Here is a 10186-nt window from a genome sequence, read left to right on the forward strand (position 1 = left end):
GACAGCCACCAGTAGAGCTCGCACGCGGCCAGCCGGTCCCCGAAGCCCGCGCGCCGGACGCCCGCGCCATAGCCGGTGGGGTACTCCATCAGCAGCCGTCCCCGCTGGTAGGCGAGCACGCCCTCCAGGGACGTCGGGCCGAACCGCAGCAGCCACAGCGGACGCCCCGGCACCTCGCGGTCCAGCACCGGCAGCAGCCCGCGCACCGCGCCGGCGCCGGACGGCGCCGGACGCCCCAGGAGGCGCGCCAGTGTGGGCGCCTCGGAGAACACCAGGTCCGCGCGGGCCAGCACCGGCAGCATGTCCGACGCCGGGAGCCGCGCGTCGACGTCGTGCGGGACGAGGTCGAACGCGACCCGCGTCCCCGCCGCGCCCGCGATCCGCGCCGCCTCCTCCAGCGCCGCCCGCGACACCGGGGACAGCGCCGAGTACCCGTCGGCGACCAGCACGTCGGCGCCCGCGATCGCGTCCGCCGCCGCCGCGACCTCCGCGGCGGTGAGCCGGCGCCCCGGCGGCTCCTCCTGGACGACGAGCAGCCGGACGCCCGGCCCGCCGCCGCGCGGGCGGTCGCGCAGCATCACCGAGACGCCGTTCGGCGCGCCCGCCTCGACGCGCAGGTGGTCGACCGCGCCGATGCGGCGCAGCTCCCGGCGGATGACCGCGGTGTAGTCGTCGTCGCCGATCTTCGCCAGCACCCCCACCCGGCGGAACCGAGCGGCCGCGCACCGGGCCAGGTTCACCGCGGTGCCGGCGACCACGGCCCGCGCGGGGGCGTAGCAGAGCCGGTCGGCGCGGACGTCGGCGAACCGGACGTCCGGCAGGGACGCGCGGACCTCGATCCCGGCGTCGCCGATGACGAGCATCGAGAACCGCCGCTCGGCGGCGCCGTCGAGCCCCGGCCACTCCACGGGCGAGCGGGGCGGGGCCATGGGCGGCGGTCAGCCGGGCGGGAGCAGGAAGGCCCGCATCACCGGACGCAGGCTCGGGATGAGGTCGTAGCCGCCGACCTCGTCCAGCGGCACCCAGGCGCAGCCGTCCAGGTGGTCGCCGCCGTCCTGGTTGTCCAGGGTCGCGTCCAGCGTCACCGGCCGGCAGCGGCGCGCCGCCGCGACGACGCGGATCCGCCCGCCCGGCGCACGGCCGCCGCGGGGCCCGCGGTCGGGCATGTACCACTGCCACAGGTGGAACGGCGGGCCCGGATCGATCTTGAGGCCGACCTCCTCCCAGACCTCCCGGCGGATGTGGTCGTCGAGGTCGAGGTCGGCGTCCACCTCCAGCCGCCCGCCGGGCACCTCCCAGCGGCCCGGGTGGAACGGGTCGGACGCGGACTTGCGGACCATCAGCAGCCGCCCGCCGGACACGATGAACGCCTTCTGCGCGAACTGCAGCGCGATCGGCGGGAAGGCGGTGAGGGGGCCGGCGGCGCCGGCCTCGACCGAGGGCATCGCGGGGACTACCTCCCTGCTGCCGGCCCCACCGGGCCGTCTCCGCTCCACCGTAACAACCGGGGCCCCGCGCGCCGAGACGCCCGCCCGGCCACAACATCCTCACCTTCCCGCTCCCGGCCACCCGCGCCCGTCCGCGCCCCGCCGCGCCGAGGCGCGCCGGGACGCCCGGCGGGATGGGGAATTGCGGGGCGCCCGGTGCTGTTGAACAGAGTGGCGTACCTCACCAAGGCACCGGCGCCCGCCCGACGTCACGGGACGGTTTCGGTCTGGCGCATCCGGCCCCGCCGGATGGTAGTCTTGGTGGCCGACCGGCCCAGTGCGCGCGATCCGAGCGGTGGCGCGCGCCGGGCGCTCAAGCGGAGGCCACCTCCCACCTGACCGGCCGCAAGGCCGGTGGGTCATCGGTCCGGCGAACGAGCGTTGCGCGCTCGTCCCGCCGCCGTCCCCGGGCGGCCCGTCCGTCCAGGGAGGGAGACCGAAGGTGGCCCCGTGCGTGAGTCGTGCGGGGCTTTTCTTGTGGAAGCCTCGGGGTACGACCGGTCCAGCAGACTTGAGAACGGCCCCAAGGAGGTCCCATCAGCGCCGAACCGCGTATCAACGACCGCATTCGCGTGCCCGAGGTCCGGCTCGTCGGCCCGAACGGCGAACAGGTGGGCATAGTGCCCATCGCCAAGGCCCTTGAGATCGCGCGCGAATCGGACCTCGACCTCGTCGAGGTGGCGCCCACCGCGCGTCCGCCCGTCGCGAGGCTCATGGACTACGGCAAGTTCAAGTACGAGTCCGCGATGAAGGCGCGTGAGGCGCGGAAGAACCAGGCGCACACGGTCATCAAGGAGATCAAGCTCCGCCCGAAGATCGACCCGCACGACTACGAGACCAAGAAGGGTCACGTGGTGCGGTTCCTGAAGGCCGGGGACAAGGTGAAGGTCACGATCATGTTCCGTGGTCGTGAGCAGTCCCGTCCGGAGCTGGGCTACCGGCTGCTGCAGCGGCTCGCCGACGACGTCGAGGAACTCGGCTTCGTCGAGTCGCGGCCCAAGCAGGACGGCCGGAATATGATCATGGTGATCGGTCCGCACAAGAAGAAGACGGCCCGCGGGCAGGAGGCCGAGAGCACCGCCTGACGGCCGCTCCGGGACGGCTTCGCGGCGGTCCCGACTCCGCGACCTCGCGGCTGAGCGGGGTCGCGGCGCACGTACATTGAAGCCTGACCAGGCGCGTCCACGGAACTCCGTGCGGTGCGCCGATCAGGCGCGCCCCCGTGCGGCACGCACGGGGGCCGGGACAAAGGGAGACGACGGCGACCATGCCGAAGACCAAGACCCACAGTGGTGCCAAGAAGCGCTTCAAGCTGACCGGCTCCGGCAAGGTGATGCGCCGCCGCGCCAACAAGAACCACCTGCTCGAGCACAAGCCGACCAAGCGCACGCGCCGGCTGTCCGCCCCGGCCGTGGTGGCCGACGCCGACGCCAAGAACATCAAGAAGCTGCTGCGCAAGTAGCACTCGACCAGGAACATCAGCGACCGGCCGAGGCCCGGATGGCCCCGGCCCCCACGAAGGAGTTCAGCACGTGGCACGCGTGAAGCGGGGCGTCAACGCCGCCAAGAAGCGTCGGGTCGTCCTGGAGCGGTCGAGCGGCTACCGCGGTCAGCGTTCGCGCCTGTACCGCAAGGCCAAGGAGCAGCAGCTCCACTCGATGACCTACGCCTTCCGGGACCGCAAGGACCGCAAGGGCCAGTTCCGCCGACTGTGGATCCAGCGGATCAACGCCGCGGCCCGCGCCAACGGCATCACCTACAACCGGTTCATCCAGGGCCTGAAGGCGGCGGAGATCGAGGTCGACCGCCGCATGCTCGCCGAGCTGGCCGTCAACGACGCCGCGGCGTTCGCCGCGCTCGTCAAGGTCGCCAAGGACGCGCTCCCGGCCGAGGGCACGGAGGCGGCCTGAGCCGGGCGACCGGCGGACGGGCGAGTACGGCGACATGGCGGGCCGCGAGCTGACCTCTCTCCGATCACCACGGGTGAAGGCCGCTCGGCGGCTCGCCAAACGCGCGTTCCGGCGCCGCGAGAACCGGTTCCTCGCCGAGGGGCCGCAGGCAGTGCGGGAGGCGCTGGAGATCCCCGGCACGCTCGCCGAGCTGTTCACCACCGCCGAGGCGGAGGCCCGCCATCCCGAGCTGGTGCTCGCCGCCGAGCGCGCCGGCGCGCCGGTGCTGCGGGTCAGCGGCGAGGTCATGGCCGAGCTGGCCCAGACCGTCACCCCGCAGGGGCTGCTCGCGGTCTGCCAGTTCGTCGACGTGCCGCTCGCCAAGGCCCTGGAGGCGGGTCCCCGGCTGGTGACCGTCCTCGCGCACGTCCGCGACCCCGGCAACGCGGGCACCGTGCTGCGCACCGCCGACGCCGCCGGCTCGGAGACGGTCGTGTTCACCGACGCGTCCGTCGACCCCTACAACGGCAAGTGCGTGCGGGCCTCGGCGGGCAGCCTGTTCCACCTGCCGGTCGTCACCGGCCCGCGGTTCGACGCGCTGATCCCCGAGCTGAAGGGCGCGGGGCTGGCCGTCCTCGCCGCCGACGGCGGCGGCGACCGCACCCTGGACGGGGCGATCGACGAGGGGCTGCTCGCGCGCCCCACCGCCTGGGTGTTCGGCAACGAGGCGTGGGGGCTTCCCGACGAGATACTCCGGCACGTGGACGAGGTCGTCCGCGTGCCCATCTACGGCCGTGCGGAGAGCCTGAACCTGGCGACGGCCGCGGCCGTATGCCTTTACGCCTCGGCGCGCGCGCAGCGCGGCGGCTGACCCGCGGCGCGCCGGGCGCGGCGGGTGACACCGGTGATCTTCGCGGCGCTGTACGTCCGGAGGCCGCCGCGGTTCACTGCGCTCCGTGATCGGCTGGCCGCATTCGGTCGCCCGGGGCGCCGTTTTCCGGCCGGCCGGCTGGGAGGATGGACCGCGCACGGGCGGAGGGCGGGGGGCCTGCCGCTCCGTGCGGCTCATCCGCAGGTAGGAGCCGGATCAGGCACCGGCGGGGGATCAACGCCGGCCCCTCCGGCGCCTACCGTGTTGATCAGTGCGTTGACCAGGGACGGCATGGCGCCGTGCAGAGTGGGGGCGAGACGTGATGACCGAGGAGACCGGGCCGGCCCGCAGAGCGGGCCGCCGCGCGCCGGAGGTGAGGTGCCGGGCGGGCGCGGTCGCGGCGCCCGCCGCCGCGTCCGGCCCGGCGGGCGTCACCGCGCCCCTCGCGGCCGGCGGGCTGCGGATCGAGGTCGGGCGGGTCCGGGGGGACACGGCCGTCGTCGCGGTGGCCGGGGAGATCGACCTGCGCACCGCCGGCACGCTGCGCGACCGGCTGGTCGGGCTGCACGGCCGGCCGCCGGGGGCGGGGCCGCGCCGGCTGGTGGCCGACTTCGCCGCCGTCACGTTCTGCGACGCGGCCGGGCTCGGCGCGCTGGTCGCCGCGCACAACCAGATCGCCGCGGACGGCGGCGAGATCGCCCTGGCCGCGGTCCGGCCCGCCCAGCTGCGGCTGCTGCGCATCACCGGGCTGCACCGGCTGTTCGCGGTCCACGCCGCCGTGGAGGACGCGTGGGCCGCGCCCGGCCCGCCCGCCGCGTCCCGGTGAGCCCGCACGTCCCGGCGGGCCCGCGGGCCGCCGCCGGGGCCGCCGCCCGCCGGTGGGGCGGCACCCCGCCCGGGAGGCTACAGATGCGTTGCCGCCGGGCGGTTTCCGGGTCCCGCAACACGGCCGGTTCCGGCTAGAGTCTCTTTTCGACAGGCCGCGTTCTCAACGGTGTTCTGGAGGCCGCTGTGGGCGGAGAGGAGTCCCCTCCCGTGGCCGCGCGCGTACCCGAGCAGGGGTCCGGGCCGGCCGCCGAGTGGGACGCCGCCGACGACCTGCCCGACGGGCTGATGGTCGCCGGCCGGGACGCCCGCGTCGCGGTGTTCAACGCCGCCGCCGCGCGGATCACCGGCATCTCCGCCGAGTCCGCGGTGGGCCGCGACTTCCGCGACGTCCTGCCGCTGCACGACGCGGAGGGGCGCGACTGGTGGAAGTGCCTCGCCCCCTACGACGGCCTGTGCACCCGCACCCGGCACCCGGAGCGCGCCCTGTTCCTGCCCGGCGGCACCGAGGTGCTGGTGACGGCCGCCTACCGGCGGGACGCGCGGGGCCGGGTGGAACGGTTCACCGTGTGCCTGCGCGACGCCGTGCACCGCGCCCGCCAGGAGCGCGACCGCGCCGACCTCGTCTCCACCGTGGCGCACGAGCTGCGCTCCCCGCTCACCAGCGTGAAGGGGTTCACCGCCACGCTGCTCGCCAAGTGGCACCGCTTCAACGACGACCAGAAACGGGTGATGCTGGAGACCGTCAACGCCGACGCCGACCGCGTCACCCGGCTGATCACCGAGCTGCTGGACGTGTCCCGCATCGAGGCGGGCCGGCTGGAGATGCGCCGCCAGGTCGTCGACATCCCCGGCGAGGTCCGCAAGATCATCGCGGGCCGGATCGCGGCCGGGGAGCCGGCCGAGCGGTTCCGCTTCGAGACGCGCGGCGAGCTGCCGGAGATGTGGCTCGACCCCGACAAGATGGACCAGATCCTCGGCAACCTCGTCGAAAACGCGGTGCGGCACGGGGCGGGTACTGTCACCATTGTGGTGGAACCGGACGCGCACAAGGAGGGAGCCGCCGTGTCGGTGCGCGACGAGGGCGAGGGCATTCCGCCCGAGGCCGCCCAGCGCGTCTTCCGGCAGTTCTGGCGCGGCCCCGGCGGCAACCGCCGCGGCGGCACCGGTCTCGGGCTCTACATCGTGAAGGGCCTGGTCGAGGCGCACGGCGGAGTGATCACGGTGCGCCGGGCGCCCGGCGGCGGCGCCGAGTTCCGATTTACCGTGCCCGCAGGGGCCCCCGACTACGCCGGCTGACCGCGGCGCACGCCGCCGGCACGGCACCGGGCCCCTGAACGGGCCAGCGCGTCACGCGCACGCTTTCCGGATCTTCACCGCCCGCGCACTAGACTGCGGGCGTCCCACGCCGACCGGAGTCGATCACACCACCATGTCTGCACCCAACAAGTCCTATGACCCCGTCGAGGTGTCCGCGCTGCGGCCGGAGGAGGTGGAGCGGGCCCGCGACGCGGCGCTCGCCGCCATCGCCGCGGCCGCCGACCTCGACGAGCTGAAGCAGGTCCGCCTGGCCCACGCCGGGGACCGCTCCCCGCTGGCGCTCGCCAACCGGGAGATCGGCGCGCTGCCGCCCGCGGCCCGCGCCGACGCCGGCAAGCGCATCGGCGCCGCCCGCGGCGCGGTGTCCAAGGCGCTGAAGGAGCGCCAGGCCGAGCTGGAGGAGGAGCGCGACCGGCGGGTCCTCGTCGAGGAGACCGTCGACGTCACGCTCCCCTGGGACCGCGCCCCGCGCGGCGCCCGCCACCCGCTGACCACGATGCAGGAGCGGATGGCCGACGTCTTCGTCTCCATGGGCTTCGAGGTCTCCGAGGGCCCCGAGGTCGAGGCGGAGTGGTTCAACTTCGACGCGCTGAACTTCGTGCCCGACCACCCGGCCCGCACCATGCAGGACACCTTCTTCGTGGAGTCGGAGGAGTCCGGCCTGGTGATGCGCACGCACACCTCGCCGATGCAGGTCCGGTCGCTGCTGTCGCGGGAGCTGCCCGTCTACGTGGTGGCGCCGGGCCGCACGTTCCGCACCGACGAGCTGGACGCCACGCACAGCCCCGTCTTCCACCAGCTGGAGGGCCTCGCCGTCGACGAGGGCCTGACGATGGCCGACCTGCGCGGCGGCATCGACGCGTTCGTCACCGGCATGTTCGGCGAGGGGCTGAAGACCCGGTTCCGGCCGTCGTTCTTCCCGTTCACCGAGCCGTCCGCCGAGGTGGACATGCAGTGCTTCGTGTGCCGGGGGGCGTCCGCGGAGCCGGGCGGCGACCCGTGCCGGACGTGCGGCTCGGAGGGCTGGATCGAGCTCGGCGGCTGCGGCATGGTCAACCCGCGGGTGCTGGTGGCCTGCGGCGTCGACCCGGACCGCTACAGCGGCTGGGCGTTCGGGCTGGGCGTCGAGCGGACGCTGATGTTCCGGCACGGCGTGGAGGACATGTACGACATGGTGGAGGGCGACGTCCGGTTCACCCTCCCGTTCGGGATGGAGATCTGATGCGGGCACCTCTTTCCTGGCTGCGCGAGTACGTCGAGCTGCCCGCGGACGTCACGGGCCGGGCGCTCGCCGAGGAGCTGATCGCGGCGGGCCTGGAGGTCGAGACCGTCGAGCGGGCCGGCGCCGACATCGCCGGCCCGCTCGTCGTGGGCGAGGTCCTGGCGATCGAGGAGCTGACCGGTTTCAAGAAGCCGATCCGCTACTGCCAGGTGGACGTCGGCGACGCGAACGGAACCGGCGAGCCGCAGAACATCGTGTGCGGCGCCACCAACTTCGCCGCCGGCGACCGCGTCGTGGTGATCCTGCCGGGCGGCGTGCTGCCCGGCGGGTTCGAGATCGGCGCGCGCAAGACCTACGGCCGGCTGTCCGAGGGCATGATCTGCTCGGTCAGCGAGCTGGGCATCGGCGATGACCACAGCGGCATCCTCGTCCTGCCGCCGGACGCGCCCGTCGGCGCGGACGCGATCGAGCTGCTCGGGCTGCGCGACGACATCCTGGACATCGCCGTCACCCCCGACCGCGGCTACGCGCTGTCGATCCGCGGCCTGGCCCGCGAGGCCGCGACGGCCTACGGCGTCCCGTTCAAGGACCCGGCGGACGTCGAGCTGCCGGCCAAGAACGGGGAGGCGTACCCCGCGAGCATCGGCGACACGTCCGCCTGCGACCGGTTCGTGCTGCGGGAGGTGCGCGGGTTCGACCCCGACGCGAAGACCCCGCTGTGGATGCAGGTCCGCCTGCACCGCGCCGGGATGCGGCCGGTGTCGCTCGCCGTGGACGTCACCAACTACCTGATGCTGGAGCTCGGCCAGCCGCTGCACGCCTTCGACCGGAGCAAGCTCACCGGCCCGATCGTGGTGCGGCGGGCCGCGCCCGGCGAGAAGCTGGAGACGCTCGACCACGTCAAGCGCACGCTCGACCCCGACGACATCCTCATCACCGACGAGTCGGGGCCGATCTCGATGGCCGGCACGATGGGCGGCCTCGCCACCGAGATCGACGAGCGGTCCACCGACATGGTCATCGAGGCCGCGCACTTCGACGCGATGGGCACCGCCCGGATGAGCCGCCGCCACCGGCTGCACAGCGAGGCGTCGCACCGGTTCGAGCGCGGCGTCGACCGCGAGCTGCCGCTGTACGCCTCGTACCGGGCGGTCCGGCTGCTCGCCGAGCTGGGCGGCGCGGAGATCGTGCCGGGGGTGACGCACGCCGAGGCGCCGGTCGAGCCGGTCACGGTCACGATGCCGGCCGGCCACCCCGACAGGGTCGCGGGCGTGGCCTACGGGCGGGACGCGGTCGTCCGCCGGCTGGAGCAGGTCGGCTGCACCGTCACCGGGGACGACGTCCTGACGGTGACGCCGCCGTCCTGGCGCCCCGACCTGACCGACCCGAACGACCTCGCCGAGGAGGTCATCCGGCTCGAAGGCTACGAGGACATCCCGGCCCGCGCGCCGCGTCCGGTCGCGGGCAAGGGCCTGACCGCGGAGCAGCGGCTGCGCCGCCGCGTCGGCCGCGCCCTCGCCGGCGCCGGCTACGTCGAGGCGCTGGCGTTCCCGTTCATCGCCGAGAAGGACCTGGACGGCCTCCAGATCCCCGCGGACGACGCCCGCCGCCGGACGATGCGGCTGGCGAACCCGCTGTCGGAGCAGGAGCCGCTGCTGCGCACCACGCTGCTGCCGGGCCTGCTCAAGATCCTGGCACTGAACGTGGGCCGCGGCTTCGGCGACACCGCCCTGTTCGAGATCGGCGTGGTGTTCCGCCCGCGCGCGGACGCGCCGGAGCGCGCGCCTCGCCTCGCCGTGGACCGCGGCCCGACGGCCGAGGAGATCGCCGCGGTGGAGGCGGCGCTGCCCGACCAGCCGCACCGGGTGGCGGTCGTGCTGTCGGGCGCCCGCGAGCCGGCCGGCTGGTGGGGCCCGGGGCGCCCGGCCCTGTGGGCGGACGCCGTGGAGGCGGCCCGCACGGTGGCCCGCGAGGTCGGCGTGGAGCTGACGGTCAAGACCGACCAGCACGCGCCCTGGCATCCGGGCCGCTGCGCCGCCCTGTACGCCGGCGACACGCTCGTCGGGCACGCGGGGGAGCTGCACCCGCGCGTCACGAAGGCGTACGGGCTGCCGGCGCGGTCGTGCGCGATGGAGCTGGAGCTGCGCCGCCTCGGCGAGCCGGTCTCCGTCCGCGCCCCGCACGTGTCGTCCTACCCGGTCGCCACGCAGGACGTCGCGCTGGTCGTCGACTCCGCGGTGCCCGCCGCCGAGGTGGAGGCGGCGCTGCGGGACGGCGCCGGGGACCTGCTGGAGTCGGTCCGGCTGTTCGACGTCTACACCGGCGAGCAGGTGGGGGAGGGCCGCAAGTCCCTCGCGTACTCGATGCGGTTCCGCGCGCCGGACCGGACGCTCACCGCCGAGGAGGCGTCGCAGGCCCGCGACGCCGCGGTGGCGGCGGCGTCCGCCCGCACCGGAGCCGTGCTGCGCGGCGCCTGACGTCCCCGGACGCGCCCCGGACCGCCCGGTCCGGGGCGCGTCCGCGTGGTGCGCCCAGCATGGGCGATTGCTTGGGGGTGAAAGTCCCCTGGAGG

Annotated in this window: 10 protein-coding genes; 8 read left to right on the forward strand and 2 right to left on the reverse strand. The window is 74.8% G+C overall.

Going from position 1 to position 10186, the window contains the following annotated elements; genetic code table 11:
* Positions 1–929: PfkB family carbohydrate kinase (locus ACIWVC_RS31360; protein WP_396454943.1), on the reverse strand; the 929-nt coding region annotated here is incomplete at its 3' end.
* Positions 930–938: 9 nt separating this feature from the next.
* Positions 939–1445, reverse strand: coding sequence for an NUDIX domain-containing protein (locus ACIWVC_RS31365; RefSeq protein WP_396452034.1), 507 nt, complete (start codon positions 1443–1445; stop codon positions 939–941).
* Positions 1446–2023: 578 nt separating this feature from the next.
* Here ACIWVC_RS31365 and infC point away from each other — a divergent pair.
* From infC to pheT, 8 genes are all read left to right on the forward strand, one after another.
* Positions 2024–2572 (forward strand): translation initiation factor IF-3, encoded by a 549-nt coding sequence (infC, locus tag ACIWVC_RS31370; RefSeq protein ID WP_131950606.1) that lies wholly within the window; start codon positions 2024–2026, stop codon positions 2570–2572.
* 182 nt (positions 2573–2754) lie between these two features.
* Positions 2755–2949: a 50S ribosomal protein L35 gene (rpmI, locus tag ACIWVC_RS31375; protein WP_396452036.1), complete on the forward strand. Its 195-nt coding sequence runs from the start codon at positions 2755–2757 to the stop codon at positions 2947–2949.
* A gap of 70 nt (positions 2950–3019) precedes the next feature.
* Positions 3020–3397: a 50S ribosomal protein L20 gene (gene rplT / locus ACIWVC_RS31380; protein WP_396452037.1), complete on the forward strand. Its 378-nt coding sequence runs from the start codon at positions 3020–3022 to the stop codon at positions 3395–3397.
* 34 nt (positions 3398–3431) lie between these two features.
* A complete protein-coding gene (locus tag ACIWVC_RS31385) occupies positions 3432–4247 on the forward strand; it encodes a TrmH family RNA methyltransferase (protein WP_396452039.1) in 816 nt (271 codons plus the stop codon).
* 322 nt (positions 4248–4569) lie between these two features.
* Positions 4570–5073, forward strand: coding sequence for an STAS domain-containing protein (locus tag ACIWVC_RS31390; protein ID WP_396454944.1), 504 nt, complete (start codon positions 4570–4572; stop codon positions 5071–5073).
* 209 nt (positions 5074–5282) lie between these two features.
* Positions 5283–6371 (forward strand): ATP-binding protein, encoded by a 1089-nt coding sequence (locus ACIWVC_RS31395; RefSeq protein ID WP_396452042.1) that lies wholly within the window; start codon positions 5283–5285, stop codon positions 6369–6371.
* Between the two features lie 133 nt (positions 6372–6504).
* Positions 6505–7614 (forward strand): phenylalanine--tRNA ligase subunit alpha, encoded by a 1110-nt coding sequence (gene pheS, locus ACIWVC_RS31400; protein ID WP_396454945.1) that lies wholly within the window; start codon positions 6505–6507, stop codon positions 7612–7614.
* A complete protein-coding gene (pheT, locus tag ACIWVC_RS31405) occupies positions 7614–10091 on the forward strand; it encodes a phenylalanine--tRNA ligase subunit beta (protein WP_396452046.1) in 2478 nt (825 codons plus the stop codon). The genes pheS and pheT overlap by 1 nt, the downstream gene beginning before the upstream one ends.
* Positions 10092–10186 lie beyond the last annotated feature (95 nt).

This window comes from Actinomadura sp., assembly GCF_044508335.1.
In the GTDB taxonomy this organism is placed as follows: domain Bacteria; phylum Actinomycetota; class Actinomycetes; order Streptosporangiales; family Streptosporangiaceae; genus Spirillospora.